At 51.3% G+C, this 21,647-nt stretch carries 15 protein-coding genes; 1 reads left to right on the forward strand and 14 read right to left on the reverse strand.

The window, feature by feature from the left end:
- Nucleotides 1-43: 43 nt before the first annotated feature.
- The 10 genes from hemQ to FB479_RS18560 all read right to left on the reverse strand — a co-directional run bounded on the left by hemQ (nucleotide 44) and on the right by FB479_RS18560 (nucleotide 15,696).
- A complete protein-coding gene (gene hemQ / locus FB479_RS18510) occupies nucleotides 44-796 on the reverse strand; it encodes a hydrogen peroxide-dependent heme synthase (protein WP_007715842.1) in 753 nt (250 codons plus the stop codon).
- Between the two features lie 121 nt (nucleotides 797-917).
- A complete protein-coding gene (nagB, locus tag FB479_RS18515) occupies nucleotides 918-1,682 on the reverse strand; it encodes a glucosamine-6-phosphate deaminase (protein ID WP_142066272.1) in 765 nt (254 codons plus the stop codon).
- 33 nt (nucleotides 1,683-1,715) lie between these two features.
- Nucleotides 1,716-2,609: a MurR/RpiR family transcriptional regulator gene (locus FB479_RS18520; protein WP_106655509.1), complete on the reverse strand. Its 894-nt coding sequence runs from the start codon at nucleotides 2,607-2,609 to the stop codon at nucleotides 1,716-1,718.
- A 145-nt stretch (nucleotides 2,610-2,754) separates the two neighbouring features.
- The gene (locus FB479_RS18525) at nucleotides 2,755-9,309 is read right to left on the reverse strand and encodes a carboxypeptidase regulatory-like domain-containing protein (protein ID WP_142066273.1); all 6,555 of its coding nucleotides are present in this window, start codon (nucleotides 9,307-9,309) and stop codon (nucleotides 2,755-2,757) included.
- A 233-nt stretch (nucleotides 9,310-9,542) separates the two neighbouring features.
- Complete coding sequence (locus FB479_RS18535) at nucleotides 9,543-9,908, reverse strand: YisL family protein (RefSeq protein WP_106655506.1); 366 nt, start codon at nucleotides 9,906-9,908, stop codon at nucleotides 9,543-9,545.
- A 153-nt stretch (nucleotides 9,909-10,061) separates the two neighbouring features.
- Complete coding sequence (locus FB479_RS18540) at nucleotides 10,062-11,066, reverse strand: proline racemase family protein (RefSeq protein ID WP_142066275.1); 1,005 nt, start codon at nucleotides 11,064-11,066, stop codon at nucleotides 10,062-10,064.
- Nucleotides 11,067-11,109: 43 nt separating this feature from the next.
- Nucleotides 11,110-12,549, reverse strand: a complete 1,440-nt coding sequence (locus FB479_RS18545; RefSeq protein WP_106655612.1) for an aldehyde dehydrogenase family protein — start codon at nucleotides 12,547-12,549, stop codon at nucleotides 11,110-11,112.
- A gap of 14 nt (nucleotides 12,550-12,563) precedes the next feature.
- Entirely contained in the window at nucleotides 12,564-13,448 is an 885-nt protein-coding gene (locus tag FB479_RS18550) for a dihydrodipicolinate synthase family protein (RefSeq protein WP_142066276.1), read from the reverse strand.
- A gap of 32 nt (nucleotides 13,449-13,480) precedes the next feature.
- The gene (locus tag FB479_RS18555) at nucleotides 13,481-14,506 is read right to left on the reverse strand and encodes a 4-hydroxyproline epimerase (RefSeq protein ID WP_142066277.1); all 1,026 of its coding nucleotides are present in this window, start codon (nucleotides 14,504-14,506) and stop codon (nucleotides 13,481-13,483) included.
- Nucleotides 14,503-15,696: an NAD(P)/FAD-dependent oxidoreductase gene (locus FB479_RS18560; protein ID WP_142066278.1), complete on the reverse strand. Its 1,194-nt coding sequence runs from the start codon at nucleotides 15,694-15,696 to the stop codon at nucleotides 14,503-14,505. Before FB479_RS18560 ends, FB479_RS18555 begins: the two co-directional genes overlap by 4 nt.
- Before the next feature lie 134 nt (nucleotides 15,697-15,830).
- Here FB479_RS18560 and FB479_RS18565 point away from each other — a divergent pair, with 134 nt between their 5' ends.
- On the forward strand, nucleotides 15,831-17,591 hold the full coding sequence (locus tag FB479_RS18565; protein WP_142066279.1) for a sigma-54 interaction domain-containing protein: 1,761 nt from the start codon (nucleotides 15,831-15,833) through the stop codon (nucleotides 17,589-17,591).
- A 664-nt stretch (nucleotides 17,592-18,255) separates the two neighbouring features.
- On the opposite strand, the gene FB479_RS18575 is transcribed toward FB479_RS18565, so the two are convergent.
- From FB479_RS18575 to FB479_RS18590, 4 genes are read right to left on the reverse strand one after another with little or no spacing between them, the layout of a single operon-like run.
- Nucleotides 18,256-18,972: an ABC transporter ATP-binding protein gene (locus FB479_RS18575; protein ID WP_142066280.1), complete on the reverse strand. Its 717-nt coding sequence runs from the start codon at nucleotides 18,970-18,972 to the stop codon at nucleotides 18,256-18,258.
- A complete protein-coding gene (locus FB479_RS18580) occupies nucleotides 18,969-19,745 on the reverse strand; it encodes an ABC transporter ATP-binding protein (RefSeq protein WP_142066281.1) in 777 nt (258 codons plus the stop codon). Before FB479_RS18580 ends, FB479_RS18575 begins: the two co-directional genes overlap by 4 nt.
- Nucleotides 19,708-20,715 carry a branched-chain amino acid ABC transporter permease gene (locus tag FB479_RS18585; RefSeq protein ID WP_142066282.1) on the reverse strand — a complete coding sequence of 336 codons (1,008 nt, stop codon included), beginning with the start codon at nucleotides 20,713-20,715 and terminating at the stop codon, nucleotides 19,708-19,710. Before FB479_RS18585 ends, FB479_RS18580 begins: the two co-directional genes overlap by 38 nt.
- Before the next feature lie 3 nt (nucleotides 20,716-20,718).
- Nucleotides 20,719-21,621 carry a branched-chain amino acid ABC transporter permease gene (locus FB479_RS18590; protein ID WP_142066283.1) on the reverse strand — a complete coding sequence of 301 codons (903 nt, stop codon included), beginning with the start codon at nucleotides 21,619-21,621 and terminating at the stop codon, nucleotides 20,719-20,721.
- Nucleotides 21,622-21,647 lie beyond the last annotated feature (26 nt).

Here is a 21,647-nt window from a genome sequence, read left to right on the forward strand (position 1 = left end):
CCGATGCGATTTTCTCGCAAAGCAGATCTTTTGGGGGCATTGCTTATACTTCCAGCTTTTTCGCCAGTGTTTCTACGTTCAATACGTTTCCTACGAGGAAGTTGCCGAATTCACCGAAGCGTGCGCTTACTTCATCAAAGCGCATTTCGTAAACGATATGCTTGAATTCCAACGGATCGTTGGCAAAGAGGGTAACGCCCCACTCCCAATCGTCGAAACCAACAGAGCCACCGATGATTTGCTTCACGCGGCCAGCGTAGGATCGGCCGATCAAGCCGTGGGAGCGCATCATTTCTTGGCGCTCCTGCATGGAGAGCATGTACCAGTTGTCTTGCAGATCACGCTTTTTGTTCATTGGATAGAAGCAAATGTGCTCCCATTTTGGCAAGATCGGATAGAGGCGGTCACGCACGTGCGGATTCGCTTTTGGATCTTCACCTGGATTATGTACATAGTTGCTCAGCTCTACTACGGATACATACGAATAAGGAGCTTCTGTATAGGCAGCAAAGCGAGTTTTGTTGAACGCTGTTTTGATCTCATCGAGTTCTTGCATGGTTGGACGCAGGAACATGAACACGAGGTCTGCTTTGTGTCCGAGGATGGAGTAGACAGCCGTGCTTCCTTGGTTCTCGCCCTCATTCGCTTCCCATGTGCGGATCAATGCATTCAGCTCGTCCAACGCTTCTTGGCGTTCTGCTGCGGACGCTGCTTTCCACTTTTCCCAATTGATGGTGCGGAAATTATGATACGTATACCAACCTTCTAATGTAAGCAACGCTTCGTTTGCGCTCATTCTAAATCAGCTCCTTTGAAAAATCTGGTGACCTTCTTGCAACATTCCCAGTATAGCATAAGGAACAAGTGCGTATTCGGAACAGATTGGTGAACAAGAAAAATGAAAACCAAGCGGTGCATTAACTGCCGCTTGGTTTCGTTCCTGCCAGCACAGAGGTTGTCAGCTTGCTCGCTGCTCCCTGATCCACAATAACTGTTACATCCGGATGCGATTGCAATAAGGAAGCTGGTACATCTGCCGTAGGCTCTTCCTCCAGCATCAATCGCACTGCTTCTGCTTTTGCCTCTCCACTTGCGAGAAGCACGACTTTTTTCGCGCCAAGAATCGTCTTGATTCCCATGGAAACTGCCTGAGTCGGAACCTGGTCCACACTATCAAAATAGCGGGCGTTTGCTTCGATGGTGCTGTCAGTGAGCTGGACCACGCGTGTCACTGAGTCGGCAGGAGATCCTGGCTCGTTGAAGCCAATATGGCCGTTATTGCCGATCCCCAACACCTGGATGTCGATCCCGCCTGCCAACCGAATCGCTTCCTCGTAGCGTGCACACTCTGCCAAATGATTTGTCGTATTGCCAACTGGCACATGTGTCTTCTCCGCAGGCATATTGATGTGATTGAACAAGTTTTCTTGCATATACGCGCGATAGCTTTGCGGATGAGTCGAGGAAAGACCGACGTATTCATCCAGATTAAAGCTGCTCGCTTGCGAAAAATCGATGCTCTCTGCCTGCGACAGCTTGATCAGCTCACGGTACATCCCTACTGGCGTGCCTCCGGTTGCGAGACCAAAGACGGTCTTCGGATTTGCTTTTACTTCGCTTACGAGCATTTCAGCAGCTTTTCTGCTGAGCTCCGTGTAATCTTTCACGATCACGAGCTTCATTTCCAACCACTCCTATTCAATATAAGATACCTCTTAATATTTTCTCTCTAGGACAGCCTTCGCTGTTCTCTCTTTATATAAAAGGGCCTTTTCCTTGTTGCGCATCGTGATTGTCGTACTAATGACATCCAGTACATGCAGCTGTGCAATTTTGGCTGCGAGCGAGCCTCCCTGCAACGGCCCTTCTTGCGCTGCTGTCAGAAGCGTAATGTCCGCTACATTCGTAATCGGTGAGCGTCGATAGTGCGTCAGGCAAATGCAAGTTGCGCCTGCCTGCTTGGCGACTTTCAATGAATCGATGGTGTCTTTCGTACTGCCTGATACAGACAAACCGATCGCGACATCCCCCGGTCCCAGAGTCGCTGCAGCCATCGCTTGCAGATGCGATTCATTAAAAGCGTCCACTCGAAGCCCGATCCGCAAAAACGTGTACTTGGCATCCTGGGCTGTTACCGCTGACGTACCTACCCCGTAAAAATGGATTGTGCTTGCTTTTTGCAAAAGGTCTACACAGCGCTCCAGCTGTTCGATCTGAAACAAAGCCGAAGTATCCCCAATCGCCTGTTGATTGGCGGCTGTTACTTTGTGCGTAATGATGTCCAGCGAATCGTCTTCTCCTACTTCGCCATGCAAGTTTTTGACTGGATTGACCATTTCCTGTGCCAATGCCAGCTTGAATTCCTGATAGCCATGGAACCCTATTTTCCTGCAAAATCGCAAAACGGTCGTCTCACCCACTCCCGCCTTTTCGGCAAGGTCAATCACCGATGAATAAATCACGCTGTCTGTCTGCTGCAAGACAATATGGGCAACCTTTTGCTCCGATTTCGTAAAGGAGGGAAGGAGACTCTGAATATGTAAAAGCGTATTTGTCTTCGTGATGGTAGCTGTCAATGGATGGGACAGCTCCTCTTGCTGTTTTGCCATATGGCTCGCTCCCCCTTGAATAAAAGTCAGGATTTTCACAGCTGTTTTCATCCAAAACAAAAAAGCTGTATTTCTACAGCTATTATATCAAAAAAGGAGTTATCCGCCATCTTTATTATTTTTAGTGGAGCAATTCTCCAAAACATCAAAATGGGGTAAACAAAATGGTCGGACATATTGCGACCCGAAAAGATCCGCTCATTGCTGCCGGAAGCAAAACCAGATCGAGCGTCACGATTTCCCCTGTGCCTAGGGTCACTGTCCCTCTCGCTTCTCCAATCCCCATCGCATTGGCTACAACCAAGTAGGTGCCAGGAGCAAGATCAGTCACCTTGTACCTGCCGAAGCTGTCTGTGTGGGCGATGACAGTGATTATGTTTGGCTGATTCACCTTTTGCACATACACGGTTGCCCCAGCAACCGGCAAACCTGTCAAACCGGATCGAACGGTTCCTTGTATCGTACCCGTTTGAGAAATGCGAATGATGATAAAGGTTGTTTGGTTCGGCAAAACGACTGCTTCTGCCTGACCGGTACCAATGCCCGGGATGGTCCCGATAACGGTATAAGTCCCCGGAGCCACATCGACAAAATGAAATGTTCCATCCGGCTCGGCCAGGATATTTTGCAGACGAATCTGGTCTGAGTTGAATAGGGACAATTGAATATTGTTTCCGGTGGCTTGGATTCCGTTTGGCAAGAGGACAATCCCGGATATCGTTCCGACGAATGGCAATAGCTCGACAGTCGTAACCGTCGTCTGCCCGCTTGCGACCGAAACGGTAATGTAATGCGTACCGAAACCCTCTGCGCTTGCAATGACATTGTACTCTCCAGCCGTCAAGCTATTCACCTGGAATTGCCCGCTCTGATTGGTTACGGTGTTGGCAACAAACAAGCCATTGGCAAACAGCTGAATCGCAACGGCCGCTCCTGTGATCGGGAGTCCTGTCAACTGATTGGTCACCTGTCCGAAGATATTGCCTGGAAGAGGAGCCATCGTGAGAATGACTCCGTTAAGTGTCTGTCCAGCAGTCACGGTTATGTTACTGGTTGCCGCTGCATAGCTGTCTTCACTTGCGCTTATCACATACGTTCCAGGCGGCAGGTTACCGACAGAGAAATTGCCGAGGTCATCCGTAATCGCACTGCCGAACAATGTTCCGTGTGAATCCTTCACCTGTATCAACGCGTTGGAAACAACACCGCCACCCTCAGACTGAACCTGACCTGCGACCGTAGCTGGAAACGGGGGAAGACCCACATCGATGACCGTCGTCTGACCAGAAAAAATTGTCGCGCCAACTGGCTGGGTAGCATAGTTGAGAGCACTGATCGCCAGCGTATAGGTTAAAGGTGCCAAGCCGTCGATTGTAAACTGGCCGAGACCGTCTGTAATCGCCCGAGACAGCAGGTTGTTTGTTCCCGGGAAAAAGATCAGAACCTCCGCTCCTACCAGAGGTGTCCCATCAAACTCATCTCTGACGGTCCCCTGCAAAATGCCTGGGTTTGGATTCAGCGGAATATTGACAGTAGCGATTCCCCCTGGCGCTACATCAAAGGATACGTTTTCTCTCTGATAGTTATCGTTTCTTGCCAAAATGGTGTAGTTTCCTGCCGCAAATCCATCGATGAAGTATATCCCCTGAGCGTCTGTTTGAGTAGAAAAGAGAATCGTATTATTGTTGCCTAACAAGCGGACGAGCGTGTTCGGCAAGGGTGTGTTGAGAAGGGCATCCGTAATTTCTCCCGTGACGCTCGCAGGAAGACTCGGCAAGGAAAAATCGAGACCTGTAGTCGCTCCCAATCCGACCATAATGGTCGAGGCCTCAGCTGCATGTCCTGAGGCAGTAGCGATCAGTGTATAACTCCCCGGGGGAAGTCCGCTTACCATATATTGTCCTTGCTCATCAGCCTGAACAATGGCAATGATCGTTCCAGATGGACTTCCCTGCCTAACCGTAATGACCGCGCCGTCAATCGGCAAAGCCGTACCTTGCTCTCGCACTGTACCTACAATCGCACCGGGCAACCCTTGTAGTGCAAAGCTTAAGGTGGACATCGCCCCGGCTTGAATTTGTGCACCCGCTACATCGCTTGCATACCCAGATGCATTTACATTGACGGTATACCCTCCGGGAGCCAGCCTGTCAAACGAATAGTTCCCTGCAGCACCTGTCAGGACAGATCCTACCGCTGCACGGGTGTTGTCGTATACGGTTACCGTTGCGCCAGTAATCGGCAAGCCCGTCTCCAGATCAGTCACAACGCCGGATAAACTGCCGGGATTGGGAGTCAATGCCTGCTGAAAGTTGGTAGTAATGCCCCCTTGCAAAATAACAGCTTGCGAGACGGATACTAAATTCGGGGCAGAAACGGTTACATTTACGACACCCGGTGGAAGCTTCTCTGCCAAAAAATTGCCTTGCTCGTCTGTCAATAATTGAGCAAGCACAACACCATGGTCATCCGTAATGAGCACTGTGCTTCCCGGAATCCCGAATCCCGTCATCTGATTGGTCACTACACCCGAGATAGCCGCAGGCAAGTCAGGTAACGTAACGGTCGCTGAAGTTGCGGTATTGGCCGCCACGATCACACCGATGCTTCCTACGGCATAGCCAGGCGCTGACGCGATAACGGTGTAAACGCCGGGAGCGACACCCGCAAAGAAAAACACGCCCGATTCATTCGCCAGTAAGCTCTGTATGACGGCCTGATTGCTATCCATCAGCTTGACGTTGATTTCGCTTCCCGTAACAGGTACACCCAAGCTGTTTATGACACTTCCCACAATGGAACCAGGCAAAGAAAAGAGCGCCACGCTAGCCCCCGTCGTTTCTCCACCGACTACATTGGCCCCTACTGATTGATTAGCATAGCTAGGTGCGCTTACCGTGACGGTATAAGCACCCGGCAACAGATGTTCAATCAAATAGCTGCCCGTCTGGTCGGTACTAGCTGTAGCCACTACATTTCCGTCACTTATGGAACGAACCAGGACAACTGCCCCTGAAATGAATATCGCGGGATTTGTCGCGTCCGTCACCTGTCCACTAATCCCGCCTGCATTCGCCCCAAGAGTAAAGTCTACTCCGGTTTTATTTTCACCGGGTCCAAGTGTAGCACCAACCGAACCTATAACATATTCAGGGGCACTTGCCACCACGACAAATGAGCCCGCAGGCAGGTTGGCAATTGTATAGGACCCGTTTGAATCCGTATAGCCAAAGCCTATTGTCGTCTCATTCAAATCCAGAATACGGACAACGGCATTGACAATCGGCTGCAAACCCGTGTCTCGCACGGTTCCGGAAATACTGGCCGGATTCGGGGTAAGCGTAAAGGAAACATTGGCCGTCTGCCCAGGCTGTACGATCGCCCCAAAAGATTGAACAGCATAGCCGGGAGTGGTAGCTGCAAGGACATAAGAGCCTGGTGCGACTCCTGAAAATGAAAACGCCCCATTCCCATCTGCGACGACAGTACCGATCAACAGGTTATTGATATCAAACAATTGAATAGTGGTTCCCGGTACGACAGGTGCTACTGTACCGCTAATAAAACCGAAATCCTGATTGAGCTGAAGCTGGAGAGGAGTAGTTGTATTCGCGAGCACAATGGCCCCGACATGATTGGACTGAAAGCCACTTGCTGAGGCAGCGATGACGTATTGTCCCGCAGCCAAGCCCGTGATGACAAAGCTTCCTTGACTATCACTGTATACTGAATTCACCACAGAGCCGTTGGAGTCAAGCGCATTAATTTGGGCACCAGCAATCGGCTGCAACGTCCCTGCAGCAAGTACCTGTCCCTGAATATCACCCGGACTTGCAAAAAGAGAAAAGGAGACTGGCGTATTTGTATTCGCCAGCACAGTGGCGGTAGCACTGCTCGCTTCGTAATTCGTTGCACGTACCGTAACGGTATAAACCCCGGGTGCCAGCCCTGTGATCTCGTAATTGCCAGCTAGATCGCTGCTCGCATGGGCCACGACTGCCCCCGCTTGGTTCAACACGCTAACCTCTACCGAAGCACCAGATATCGGTAGACCGGACGTAGCATCGAGGATCGAACCCGAAATGCTCCCCGGCAAATCTGCAAGCTGTACATTCACCGTTGTTGTCGTCAGGGAAGCGACGCTTGCCCCTGTGAATACAGTCGTTTTGTCCGGAGCAGACACGATGACGACGTACGCCTGCGGCAGCAAATCAGGTACCACATACTGTCCGTTCCCATCCGTCAATACAGTAGCAATTACAGCCCCTGCTGCCGTATTTTCCCTAATGATGACAGTGGCACCCTGAATCGGCTGATTGCCGCTGTCTACCACCTGTCCTGCGATTGATCCCGGAGAAGCTTGCAGGACAAAAGCAAGGGACGATATTTCCTGAGGCAGCACTGTTGCCCCCAACACAACGGTGGAATAGCCAGAAGCTGTAGCTGTTACGGTATAGGTGTCCGGTGCCAAGTGCGGGAAGGAAAAGGTGCCAGCGCTGTCGGTAATGGTCTGTGCCACAGGAACAGTTCCCTTCAAAACAACGACGATGGCGTCAGCTAGCGGATTCATGCCTGTGTCCGTGACAGTCCCATTTAATATCCCTGCCTGTTTTTCCAACTGGAGGTCAACCGCTGTAGTAGCTCCCGCATTGATTTCGACGCCTACGGTTTGACCCGCATACCCTTCTGCTGTAACCGTCAGGACATAAGTTTCTGGGCCAAGCAAGGACAAGGAGTAGTCTCCATTCGCATCGGTTAACGTCTCACCTACAGCAATTCCCGAACGAGTGACAACCTTGATGCTCGCATTTGGGATTCCCTCGCCCGCTTGCGCATCAGAAATGGTTCCGCTTACTGTTCCAAATGCTGTAGTCAATTCAAAATGAAGTACCTTGGCATCTCCCGCTTGCAGACTGATTCCAGCTAACTGTGTGGAAAAGCCTGCGGCACTGACACGGATTTGGTAACCGCCTTCTGCGAGCTTGGTCAGCAGATACGTGCCTGCACCGTCTGTTGTCGTTTCCGTCAGCGTAATACCTGCCTGGTTCAGCACTTCCACCAATGCCCCGGGAATCGGTATGCTACCCGGACCTGTCACCAAACCGGAGAGCTGCGCAACTGACGTCTGGAGCACGACATTTTGTGTAGTAGACTGGGCACGAATGACGTTGATTGCGACTGTTGCTGGCTGGAATGTATCCGCACTGACTGCAAGGGTATAGGCACCCGGCACGACATTGGTAAACTGATAGGTTCCCCCTGCGCCTGTCACTGTCTGGTTTATCGTCACGCCTGTCGTATTAATGAGCTTTACCACTGCACCTGAGATGGGTGACAGTCCGGTATCTGTTATCGTCCCATTCACCTGACCTGGACTCGGAGGAAGCAAAATGTCTGCTCTTGTAGTCTGCCCTGCCAAAACGCTCACGAATTGGATTTTGGGCTCATAAATCGGCGCGGTCACCGACACAGAATACAGACCAGGAGCCAATCCAGTAAACGAATAGGCACCATCTGTGTCTGTTGTCGTCGTTCCGATTAGCACAGGAATCGAATCATACAACTCGACCTGTGCACCTGCTACAGGCAAGTTCGTGGACTGGTCAAGCACCACGCCAGCAACACTTCCAGCCAAGTTAACCGTGATGACAATATGATCCTGAACAGGAGAAAGTGTCCCGCCAGAAAAGCTGTCTACACCAGTGACTGTCGCTGTATTTAACCGCCTTGTTCCACCAGGAGAGACCGCAAAAACCCCACCGACCGTAAATGTCAAGCTGGCAGTAGAACCAGCGGCCAAATTGCCGATCGTCCAGCTGAGCACCTTGGTGAGCGGATTGTAACTGACAGAGCCGGTGCTTGTTGCATTTACCGCAAAAGCTGTTACCTGATCCAGCTCGATCAAATCATTGACAACGACAGTCGTTGCCTGGCTCTTCCCAGTATTGGTGACAGTGATCGATCCCGTCCATTGTGACAGCTGTCCTGTGGTAACGACGGCTGGTCCTGCTGTTACCTGCTTGTCGATCGCGAGTTTCGCCCGTACATCTCCCGCAGATATCGTGGTGTTATTACTCTGGGAATTTTCAAAAGTGTAGCCTTCACTGATTCGCAGAGAGTCCTTGTTGTAGTTATTTTCATTCGTGGAAGTAAACGGAAGGAAACGAAGGGAAGTAAGAGAGGTAACACCAATCGTTGAAAAAAAGGTAGCAGCCGGCATGACGAGATCAATGAAGTAGTCAGGATTGCCGCTAAAATTAGAGCCGTCATTCGTCAGCCGCACACGAGCTGTGTCAAAATTGATAATCGGCGCTTGCCAGTTTGGTGCTCCACTGCCGTTTGTGCCCTCTGCCGGATCGTTCCAGGAGTTGAATTCTACGACCGTGTTTTGAATCAGGGCAATACGATTGCGTAAGCCTTGCACACTTAACATCCATTGATAGGTGCCAGCCACTCCGTTTGTATTGATCAGATAACCCCAACCAAAGTTTTGGAAACCTGTTTTTTGCGAATTTCTTGGATCTTCATTGACTCTCATCCGAAAGTAGAGATACGTTCCATCATACGCTGAAAAAGCAACAGGAAACGTAGCGTTTCCTACCAAGTCGACAGAGCCGGGATTTTCATCGTTCGGGACGTCTCCGAATGGACTTCCCCCGAGCATAAACGGGATGAATTGACTGTCAGAAGGATAGGCCATTTTTCCTCACCTCTCCCGTCTAACATATGTACATAGAGTGATATGGCCCCCGCCCTCTCTTTGCTAATTGGCTTGTCCGTGCCCGTCCCAACAAAACGGTCATGACCGTTTTGTTGACCGCAAGCGGTCACATCCACTTTTATGAAAAACGTCGAGACGTTTTTCACAGAAAAAAGGGCTTTCGCCCGCAAATATTTCTTGCGAGGAAACCCTTTCCCTCCTTATTACCTATCTTACATAAATACGCGATAGCCAAGCAGAATAACCAGCACCAAAACGACAATACAGCCGATGAAGAAGCCGATGCTGCCTTCTTGTCGCTTTGCTTTGCCCAAGGACATTTCCATCAAACCAAAGGCGATAACCGCGATAATGCCCTTCACGTAGTAATAGAAATCTGATGCATGACCCACGAAAAGCATCCAAGCTCCCGATACAAGAATAATGACCATCATGAGTCTGAGCAGCATATGTACGATCTTTCCTGCTTTTGCTTTACCCACGCGATACAGGATGTAGGCAACGATCAAGAGAACGAATGCGACTTCCCAGCTACCCACATGCGCTTCAATTAACGCTTTGTACGGCAAAATATTCAACCCCTTTACTCCTAAATTCAATCTTATCCATTATAACAGAAGAAGGGGAAAAATGCTGATGTCCCAATGCGTGGCAGTATTGTGACCAGGCTTTTTTGGGGATGAAAAAGAGGCTGCCTGTCATCGGCAACCTCCTTTTTCTAGCAAACGATCCTATCGCAGTAAAAATCCGTCTTTCAGCGGGTCCGTAGGGTCCACGACAAATTGATGCAAACCTGTGATATACGCCTTTCCTTCTATGCTCGGAATGACAGCCGGATAACTACCCACCTGCGTGGTTGCTGCCACCTTGCCGATAAACTGGCTCCCGACAATTCCTTCATGGACAAACGATTCTCCAGCAGCCAGCTTGCCTCGCGCATGCAAGGTGGCTACGCGAGCCGCAGTACCTGTACCACATGGTGAACGATCGACCTGCTTGTCGGCGAAAATCGTCACGTTGCGCAGGTCTGATCCTTCCACTCTCGGCTTATCCGAGATAATCACCCCGTAAATGCCTTTGAGCTCTGGCTCCAATGGATGAACGACCTCCATTTTCGCCTCGATTTGTTCCTTGATTCGCCTTCCCCACTCTTGCAGCTCTGCCAATTGCTCCATTTCTACCTGAACCCCGATATCTTCCGCCTGTACAACTGCATAGAATGCTCCGCCAAAAGAAATGTCCACTGAAAAAGTACGTCCTCCCCACTCAATGGGAACGTCTTGTGCCAAAACAAAGGAGGGGACATTTTCAAACGAGACGGAATGGACCAGCGATTCTTCCACCTTGGCGTGCGCAATGATTCTTCCTGCCGGACTGTCAATCACAATACGCTCTGTCGGATCTTCCAGCCGAAGGATTCCCGTCTCAATGGCAGCCGTCACTACCGCAATGATTCCATGCCCACACATTGTACTGTAGCCCTCGTTATGCATGAACAGCACGCCAAATGCCGCATCTGGGCTGACGGGCTCTGTCATGACACACCCGTACATACCATGATGTCCGCGCGGTTCATACATAAGCACCCGACGGATATGGTCCAGCTCCTCCCGAAAGTAACGTCGCTTCTCCAGAATCGTCTCGCCCGCGAGCGGAGGAATGCCGCCTGTTATGATGCGCAGCGGCTCCCCTCCAGTATGGGCCTCGATCGTCGTAAACAACTGATTGATGTTCATGACATCCTCACCTTTTTATGCGATTGGCGAAAAGCTCGATGGATCACCATGCGTATTTGATCGCGCATGTTTTCGTCGTACTGTAAAAATCAAGTGCCGCTTGCCCCTGCTCCCGTGTATGCGAGCTGGATAGCTTCATGCCGCCAAATGGAGCCTGATATTCCACACCTGCCGTCTCCTGATTGACCCGAACCATCCCCGCCTGCGCCACATCCAAGAAGCGATGGGCACTCGCCAAATCTCGGGTAAACAGCGAAGCGCTCAGTCCGTATACAGACTGGTTGCACAGCTCCACAGCCTCGTCAAAACCGTCCGCTGTCAATAGCACAGCCAATGGTCCAAACACTTCCTCCTGAACGAGGCGATGATTGGCAGCGACACCCTCGACAATTTGGGGACGGATGTAATAGCCTTGCTCCTCTTTTGCATAAGCAGGGCTTTGGGCAATGACTGTTGCTTCATCGCTCGCCAATGCGATGTATTGCCCAACCGTCTCATACTGTGCAGCCGAGGCAACAGGCCCCAAATACGCTTCCAGATCGCTGGCATCCCCTACCCGGCACGTCTCCATAGCCGATTGCAACCGCTCGACAAGTGGCTGGTAGATCGCCTTCTCTACAATGATCCTACTGGTAGCCGTACATTTTTGACCAGCCGATCGAAACGCGCCGCTGAGCAAAATCGGAACCGTTTTATCCAGATCAGCATCTGCCAAAACAACTGCTGCATTTTTTCCGCCCATTTCGGTTTGATATTTGATATTGCGACCCGCGCACGCGATGGCAATCTGTCTGCCTGTTTCCGATGAGCCAGTAAAGCTGACCGCATCGACTTCGGCTTCATTCGTAAGTGTATGGCCGATCTCTCGGCCCTTGCCAATCACCAGATTCAGCACACCCGCCGGCAGCTTCGTTTCCGCAAATATTTCGGCTAATCGTGTCGCTGTGAGCGAGCCGTTTTCCGCTGGCTTCCAGATAACCGTGTTCCCGCAAATGAGTGCAGGGGCGATCTTCCAGATAGGGATCGCAACGGGGAAGTTCCATGGTGTGATAACCGCCACGACTCCGAGCGGGACGCGACGGCTGTATTGCAGGACGTTCGTATCGGAAGAAGGAATCAGGTTGCCGTTGGAACGCATCCCTTCTCCGGCATAATAGCGCAACAGACTGACCCCGCGCGCCACTTCTCCGCGCATCTCGCCAAGCTGTTTGCCCATTTCCCGGCTTGCCAGCTGTGCCAAGCTGTCTGCATTTGCCTCTAATGCGGCAGCCATTTGAAAAAGAATATCGCCACGAGCCGCACCTGTTTGTTTTGCCCAGCCGATCTGTGCCGCACGAGCTGCCTGTTCAGCGGCAAAAACTTGTGACCGATCAGACAGATGGAGAACGCCGACTTCTTCTGTGATACGCGATGGGTTTTTGACCGTTAGTTCCTTCCCTGACGGCGTCATCCATTCGCCGCCAATCCAGTTTTTGCTGTGCATCCTGCCCGTCCCCCTTATCGTCCACTTGCAGCGCCGACAGCGTAGTCAAACGCCTTTTTAATGCCTGCGTAGTATTCTTCAGACAGCGGCAGACGCGGCGGACGAGTCGGTCCTACTGGGAAATTTGCCAGCTCCATCATGTATTTGATCGACTGTACCAATTGTGGGCTCGCATCATAGTGGAACAGTGGCAACAAACGACGATAAAGCGCTTGTGCTTCGCCGAGCTTGCCTGCCCGTGCCAGACGGAACAGCTCCACTCCTTCTTTTGGCAGCGCATTCGGCACACCCGAAATCCAACCAGTCGCCCCGATCAAGCCGCCCTCCATGACGAGATCGTCTACACCGACCATAACTTCCAAGTCCGTCTGCGCGAGAATGTCCTGCATGCGGCGCACGTCACCGGAGAATTCTTTCACAGCGACGATATTTTCGAACTTCGCTAGTCTTACCAAAATGTCTGGTGTCAGGTCGATTTTGTAGTCGTGTGGATTGTTATAGGCAATAATCGGCAGCCCGACAGTGTTCAGCGCCTCGTAGTGGGCAAACACTTCATTTTCCAATGGCTTATAGTTAATCGGAGGCAAGGCCATCACGCCTGCTGCTCCCGCATCCTTGGAGAATTGCACCCATTCCACTGCTTGACGGGTAGACGGAGCAGCAGAGCCTACGACCACCGGAACCCGACCTTTTGCCGCAGCGATCACGGTATGAATGACTTTTGCCCGCTCTTCTCCTGTCATTGTCGCGTATTCCCCCAGCGAACCAGACGGAACCAGTCCGTCTACGCCCTCCTGAATCAGCCAGTCACACAATTCCGTCAAACGTTTGTAATCCACCTCATACTCGTTTGTAAACGGCGTGACAATCGCCACGTACACTCCTTCAAATCTTGCCATTTCTCATTCTCCTCTCACATTTGTGTTGTGTTTTAATGATCAGTTGCGGCTGGGATGAGCAAAAAGCCATTCGCCAGCTCGTCTTCCGGATTGTAAAAAATCGTATGCTTGCCCATCAGCCAGGCCGATCCTGCAATTCGGGTGATGACAGCAGGCAGCCCTCCTTCCTCCGTCTCATGGAGCACTCTTCCTGTAAACAGAGAACCGACGATGCTCTCATGCACAAACGGTTCGTCTATCCCGATCTCCCCTTTGGCAAACAAGGTCGCCAGCTTGGCGGAAGTGCCCGTTCCACATGGCGATCGGTCTATTCCGCCCGGCGGTACGACGACAGTATTTTTCACATCCGCTCCCGGATTGTCAGGGGCCGTATAGAACTCCACATGGGTCAGTCCGCGAATAAACGGCTTCTCTGGATGAACGATCTCCATGGCCTGATTAATCGCTTTTCGAATCGTGACGGCCGTATCGACGATGGTGGATGCATTCGCTGGTGTCAGTTCGAGATGGAGCTTGCGTGCATCCGTGATGGCATAAAAGTTTCCACCGTAGGCAATATCGCAGGTTACTGCTCCAATCCCTTCTACTTCTACAGTCACATCTTGCTGATAGAGGAAGGCTGGAATGTTCACAAACGATACTTCCTTGGCTTTTCCTCCCTCTACCTGTATATCTACCTCGACCAGTCCTGCTGGCGTATCGAGCGTAAGCTTTGTCACCGGCTCGGTCACAGGGATCATGCCTGTCTCCACCAGCGCGGTGCATAGACCGATCGTATCGTGACCGCACATCGGCAAGTATCCGCCTGTCTCGATATAGATCACGCCTACATCCGCATCCGGATGGCATGGATCAACGATCAAGGCCCCGGACATCACATCATGCCCGCGCGGCTCATACATCAAAAACGTGCGAATCCAGTCGTACTCGGCCTTCATCTGGAGCATTTTTTCTCCCATCGTGGTTCCGGTAAGCTTTGGCAGACCACTGATTACCGTACGGGTAGGATTTCCCCCGGTATGCGTGTCAATGGTGGTAAACACCCTCGTTGCTTTCATGGATGCAACACTCCTTTTTTCGTAAACCGTTCCAAGCGCAGCGGCTCTGTCGGAATGATGGTGTCTGGCTGATCGACTAGCATCTCGGACACTAGCTTGCCTGTGACGGCAGCCAGACTGATTCCATCTCCTTCATGACCAGCTGCGATAAAGTAACCGGGAACTTCTTCTACGCGAGAAATAATCGGTAAGTGATCCTCTGTCCACGGGCGTAAACCGCAATACGTGCGAATAATGGCGAAGTCGGCGATCTTCGGATAAAAACGCAGTGCTCTTCTCGCCATGCACCTGACGACATTCAGATCAATCCGCGTATCGAAGCCTGCAAACTGACGACTGGAGCCAATTAAGAAGTTCTGGCTCTCTGTCGGCTCAAAAACGAGCGCGACTCCGTACTTCTCTGTCTCCTCGTCTACTTGTCGGACTCCACCAAACTTCGAGATGAGATAGCCGAACTCCATCACCTTTCGCACGCCGACTGGCATCTGTCGCGAGGCGACGATCAAATGCCCTTTGCGCGGAACGATCGGAATATCCACCCCAACCATTTTGCCAATGACTGGCGCCCACACCCCTGCGGCATTGACGACCTGCTTGGCTGTCATGCTGCCTGTACCAAGCCCGATGTGGAACGTACCCGTCGCCTGATCACGTCTAATCGACTTGACCTCTGTACGGCGCATGATCCTCGCTCCATGCTTTTTCGCTCCTTCAAACAGGGCAAAGGTCAGTATGTACGGATTGACGGTAGAATCGGTGGCGCACTCCAAGCCTCCCAGCAAATCGTCGGCAAAGTAAGGCGACTCCTGCCGAATATCCGCTCGGTCCAGCATCCGAAACAGCAGTCCGGCTTCCTTTTGCCGTCGCACCCATTCATTGGCGGCTTCCATCTCGGCCTCTGATTCGCAGACGAGAATGCTCCCAGGAGCCCGATATTCAAACGTATGGTCCAGCTCCCGGCTAAGCTGATCTACGAGCATCTGGCTTTTCAGGGACATCTGACTGTCAAAGCCGGGGTCCTTGTCGATTGCCAAAATATTCCCGTCACAGCGCGAGGACGTCCCGGATGCCAGCTCGCCTTTTTCCAGGACAACGACATCCAATCCAGCCTTCGCAGCGTAATACGCAATCGCCGCGCCGATGATGCCACCACCGATTACCGCAATCTGCGCATGGGTTTGTACTGTCATGCTGATTCTCCTCAAATGCGTATTCTGCTACTCACTTTCTCTTTTTTGCAAAAGCCATGCCAATCGTTCCAAGTGCGATTTCCAAAATATTTCGTCTAAATTCTTTGACAACAGAAAGAGCAAATGTATAATAAATGAGAAATTGTTCAAAATTTTATACACTTGAACGACCTCTTTCAAAAGGGATGATCGAGTTGAATCACAAACTTCCTGCTTTAACCGAGTTGATACAGACAAATATGCAGATTTTCAACGATCACGAGCTTCTCCCTCCTCAGGTGGACGAAACCATTCCTGTATTTGCCCAGCGTCAAACCAGCTGGCATGTCGCCGATTCCTCCCATTTAACCGCCAACTTGACGACCGATTTCACACAAGCCCCTTGGGAACCAGCTGCTGTAATGACACTGGATTCAACATTGGCCGACGCCATCCACCTGCTGGCTACACACAACTATCTCCTGATCGAAAAACAGCCCGGAGTCCCTGTCGGCTACCTTCATCGAGGTGCAGTCATACAAGCCATTTTTTCCTCGTATGAGATTTTGGAAGCGTATTTCGAGACGATGATCAAAACCATGGACGCTTCCATATCCGTCATCGATGAAAAAGCGCGTGTGATGGTTTGGACAGAAGGGGCTGAACGAATCTTTTCCTTGAAAGCAAAAGAAACGATGGGTCGCCCGATCACCGAATTTTTCCCGCTCGAAATGCTCGAAACACTCAAATCTCTCCAAAGTGGACAGTCTCTCTACCGCCATCAGCATCAGCCTCGGGAGGATCTCGTCGTGCTCATCAATACCAATCCGATCTATTTGCATGACAAAATCATCGGTGCTGTTGCGGCGGAAACCGATATTACGAGCCAAGTCCGACTGAACCAGGAGCTGTTGAACGCCAATAAAAAAGTGAATCACTTGCAGCAGGAAATGGCGAAGCTCAGTCCGACGCCTGATCCATTTGCACAGATCAAGGGAACGAGTCTCCCCATTCGCCATATCAAGTCCATGATCCAGAAGCTCAGCGCTACACAAGCAACCGTCTTGATCACAGGGGAAAGCGGCGTCGGCAAGGAGCTTTTCGCCAAAGCCGTGCATGATGTGCGGGAAGGCTCCAATGCGCCCTTTATTGCCATCAACTGCGGTGCGATTTCGCCTACTTTGTTTGAAAGCGAGCTGTTCGGGTACGAAAAAGGTGCCTTTTCTGGTGCGGATCAAAAAGGGAAAAAAGGAATGATTGAGCTGGCACGTGGAGGAACGCTGTTTCTCGACGAGGTAGGAGAAATGCCGCTCGATATGCAGGTGAAGCTGCTTCGTGTGCTTCAAGAGAAAAAGTATTATTCCGTCGGAGGGACCAAGCAAATTGAGGCGGACTTCCGCGTGGTTGCCGCTACGAATAAAAATTTGGAGGAGTTGGTGAAGGAAGGGAAATTTCGCCAAGACCTGTTCTATCGGCTCAATGTCGTGACCTTGAAAATTCCTCCGCTTCGAGAACGTATTGAAGATACGATTGAACTCGCCCACTTCTTTCTCTATGAATTCTCTTTACGTTACAACCGTCCCATTCATGCCATCTCGCAAAATGTCATGCAAAACCTGCTCCAATACGACTGGCCAGGCAACATTCGCGAGCTGCGAAATGCCATTGAACGATTGGTGGTATTTGCGACAGACGGTATTATCAAAGAAGAGGATTTGCCGTATTCCTTGCAAGGTCAGACGAAACAGGTACCGATGGAGCTCCCTCCCGATCTCTTTTCGCTGCAAGAAGAAATCGAAGCGCACGAGCGCCGTGTCATTTTGCGAGCCATTGAGCTGGAAAACGGAAACAAGCAAGCCGCTGCGAAAAGACTCGGCATATCGCGGGCCACACTCTATAACAAATTGGGAAAGTAAAAACGCTGTCCTTCAACGGTTGTGCACGGGGAAGCCCTGCCACATGCTTTCCAGTCGCCTGTATCCTCTCTTCGTTCGGGCGGTCTCCTTCCAAACATGTGACAGGGCTTTGAGCAGTTAGGTGATCTTGCGGCTTTTCAAATCGTTTTTGGGTCAGTTCAAGGTAGATCCTTTGACTAGCGATCATCTTGAGTTATCCAATTACGACTGTTGAAGTATTTGCGGTTCATTTTGAAGTTTAATGCTCGATTCTATTCCTTCTCGGATCGACTTGCAATCATTTTTCAGCTAAAGCCGCGTAGGAAGAAGCGGATTTCCAGTCCAAGCGCCTCTGGAGCCCACCCCAGCGTAGGAATGAATGGCGGGGAATTTAAGCTTCACTTATGGAATACTTCTTCGAAACTTCTACGTTTGAAGCGCTCCCGCCATTCATTCCGGAGCGTCCAGTCAATCCCCCTTGCGGGGCGTAGGCCGAAGCGTAGACTGGAAATACGATTCTTCCCTCCACTACAGCCGCTTCTTACACGCCAAAAACGCACGCCAACGCAAACAAAAATCAGGAAAACTTCGCCCCGCTTTTGGCGGCAACACCTCAGACAAAATACGGATCAATTCCATGGTTGATTCCTCCTTTGTCGTCGGGCACGTAAGCAGTGCACGCGGCCTACGCGCCCAAATACGCCTTGACGATCGAATCATCTGCCCTGAGAACGTCTGCCTTATTTTCCATGACGATGCGCCCTGTCTCCATTACATAGCCGCGATGAGCAAGCTTCAACGCTGCCTTCGCATTTTGTTCGATCAAAAGGATCGTCGTGCCCTGCCTGTTTATTTCTCTGATTATATTCATGATCTCAACCACAATTATCGGGGCAAGCCCCATCGACGGCTCATCTAGCATCAAGAGCTTTGGACGTGCCATGAGACCGCGGCAGATTGCGAGCATTTGCTGCTCGCCTCCGCTCAGCGTTCCTCCCATTTGTTCACTCCGCTCCTTCAATCGAGGGAACAGCGCAAAAACCTGCTCAATCCCCTCAGCGATGGCCGCCTTCTCTTTTCTCTGTGTAAAACCGCCTAACTCCAAGTTTTCACGCACAGTCAAGCCAGCAAAAATCCGCCTGCCTTCTGGTACATGGATGATGCCTGCTTCGACAATTTGGTGAGGAGCCCAACCTACGAGACTCTGTCCATGAAGCAAGACATCTCCACTGCTTGGTCGAACGATTCCAGAAATCGTTTGGAGTGTCGTGCTCTTGCCTGCCCCATTGCTGCCTAGCAGTGCGACAATCTCGCCTTCATACACGTGCAGGTCAATGCCTTTAAGCGCTTCAATTTTTCCGTAAAACGAACGAATGCCGCTGATCCTCAAAAGTGGTGTCATATCGCCTCCTCCTCCTTTCCCAGGTAGGCTTCTACAACAAGCGGATTGCTGAGTACATCCTCGGGAGTTCCCTCAGCGATCTTCTGTCCGTAGTCGAGGACGATTACTTTTTCCGATATTTTTTTGATCAAACCCATATCGTGCTCGATGATCAGCACGGTTAACTCGTAATGGGTGCGGATTCGCTTGATCAAAGCAATCAAGTCTTCCTTCTCCTCATAATTCAGCCCCGCAGCAGGCTCATCAAGAAGCAACACTCGCGGCTTGGTAGCTAAAGCCCGCGCGATCTCCAAATAGCGCTGAGCACCATACGGTAAGTTTTTGGCAATGCGCCAGCAGCTGTCTTCCATCCCCACGAAGCGAAGACAGTCCCTTGCCGTATCCTCGATCAACTCTTCCTCTCGTCGCTGTGCCCTTGTCTGCCATAATGCTCCCCAGACGGTTTGGCTCGTGCGGCTGTGCATGCCTGATTTGACATTATCCAAGACCGTCAAATTCGGAAACAGCCGCAAGTTTTGAAACGTTCGCGCCATGCCGAGCCGTGTGATTTGGCTTGGCTTTTTTCCCACGAGCTGGTTGCCGGCAAGGATGATCTGCCCCGCAGTCGGACGGTAAAATCCGGTGATCATATTGAAAACGGATGTTTTCCCCGCTCCATTCGGGCCAATGATACTGCTGATCGAGCCTGGGCTGATATCAAAAGACAAATCGTTTACGGCAGTCAGACCGCCGAATTTAAGCGTTACATTTTTCACTGTCAAGCTTGACGTCATTACCGCTGCCCCCTTCCGTAGCCTCCTCGGTTTCGCCACGTCTATCGTCTCGTTTCATCTCATAGAGGGCAGGCCACAGTCCTTGGGGGCGAAACAGCATCATCGCGACCAGCGCGGCACCGAAGATCAAATACCGCCAATCTTCCACTGAGCGCAGCAGCTCCGGCAAGGCAATGACCAGCACGGCGCCCAAGACGACGCCGGGAATGCTGCCCAAACCCCCGAGTACCACTGCCAGAAGAATCATGATGGACTGGGTAAAGCTAAAGCTGAGCGGCGCAATTGCACTCATTTTGACAGCAAAAACAGATCCAGCCAGACTCCCGATGACAGCTCCGATCGAATACGCCAACAGCTTCATATTGATCCGGTTAATGCCCATCGCCTCGGCAGCATCCTCGTCCTCGCGGATATACATCCACGCCCTGCCGATGCGTGATGTGCCCAACCGTTTGACAGCCACGACCGCCAAAACAGCAATGATCAAGATCAAATAGTAAAAGTCGATCTGTCCGCCAAGAACATAGCCCCCAATAGAAGGACGCGGGATTCCGTAAATGCCAGATGCTGATCCGGTAATCGTTAGATTAATCGCTAAAATACGAATGATTTCCCCAAAGCCGAGGGTGACGATGGCCAGGTAGTCACTGCGCAGCCGAAGTGTCGGTGCTCCGATGATCACACCCACCATAGCCGCAAATAACATGGACACAGGCAAGGTCAGCCAAAACGACCATTGATAGACCGTCATCAGAATGCCTGTCGTATAAGCGCCTACGGCAAAAAAGGCGGCGTAGCCCAGGTCAAGTAATCCGGCAAAGCCGACTACCACATTCAGCCCCTGGGCCAAGACAACGTAGAACAAGGCAAGTGTCGCAACATCCAGCCAGTAGTTATTGGACAGAAACGGCAGTACACACGCGACTGCGAGCAACAGGACAACAGCGATTTTTTTTCGAGATGGATTCATCCGCTACATCCTCTCTGTCACTTTCTCACCCATGATGCCCGTTGGCTTCAATACGAGAATCAAGATCAACAGGGAAAACGCCACAACGTCCTTCCATGAACCGCCGAACATAAATGTTCCGGCTGTCTCCATCATCCCGAGCAACAGCCCGCCCAGCATCGCGCCCGGTATGCTGCCAATTCCCCCCAAAACCGCCGCCGTAAACGCCTTGAGCCCAATGATAAAGCCCATCATGAAATTGACGGTTCCGTAGTAAGCACCTGCCATCGTGCCTGCCCCTGCTGCCAACGAAGCACCAATGAAAAAGGTCAAGCCAATGACTTTATGCACATGGATGCCCATTAAATGACAAGCCGTCTGATCGAGCGCAATCGCCCGCATCGCCTTGCCGTACAGCGAGCGATTGATGAATAGATGCAAGCCCAGCATTAAAAGCGCAGAGATGATGACAAGCCCGATTTGGACATACGTAATTTTGGCCCCTAAGAGGCTAATGCCGTCGTGAGAAAGCTGCAAGGGATACACTTGATACTGCGCCCCCCAAACAATCATCGAGCCGTTCTCCAAAAAGAGAGAGACACCGATAGCCGTAATCAGGATAGAGAGTCGTGGAGCCAACAGGAGCGGCCGATAAGCCACCCTCTCGATCCCCATCCCGATGACGCCGACAATCACCATCGTCAGCAATAAGACAATCAATATTCCCATCAAGCCTGCTCCGGAAGAGTCTCCACCGAGCACGCTGAGCAAGGTATAGCCGACAAATGCACCAAGCATGTACAAATCGCCATGCGCGAAGTTGAGCAGCTTGATAATGCCAAAAACCATCGTGTAGCCCAAAGCGATCAAGCTGTAAAAAGCACCGATGACCAGTCCGTCCGCCAGTGTTTGGACGAGAATATCCATTCCTCCACCATCCTTACTTTGACGTA

It is taken from the genome of Brevibacillus sp. AG162 (assembly GCF_006715575.1).
Taxonomy (GTDB): domain Bacteria; phylum Bacillota; class Bacilli; order Brevibacillales; family Brevibacillaceae; genus Brevibacillus; species Brevibacillus brevis.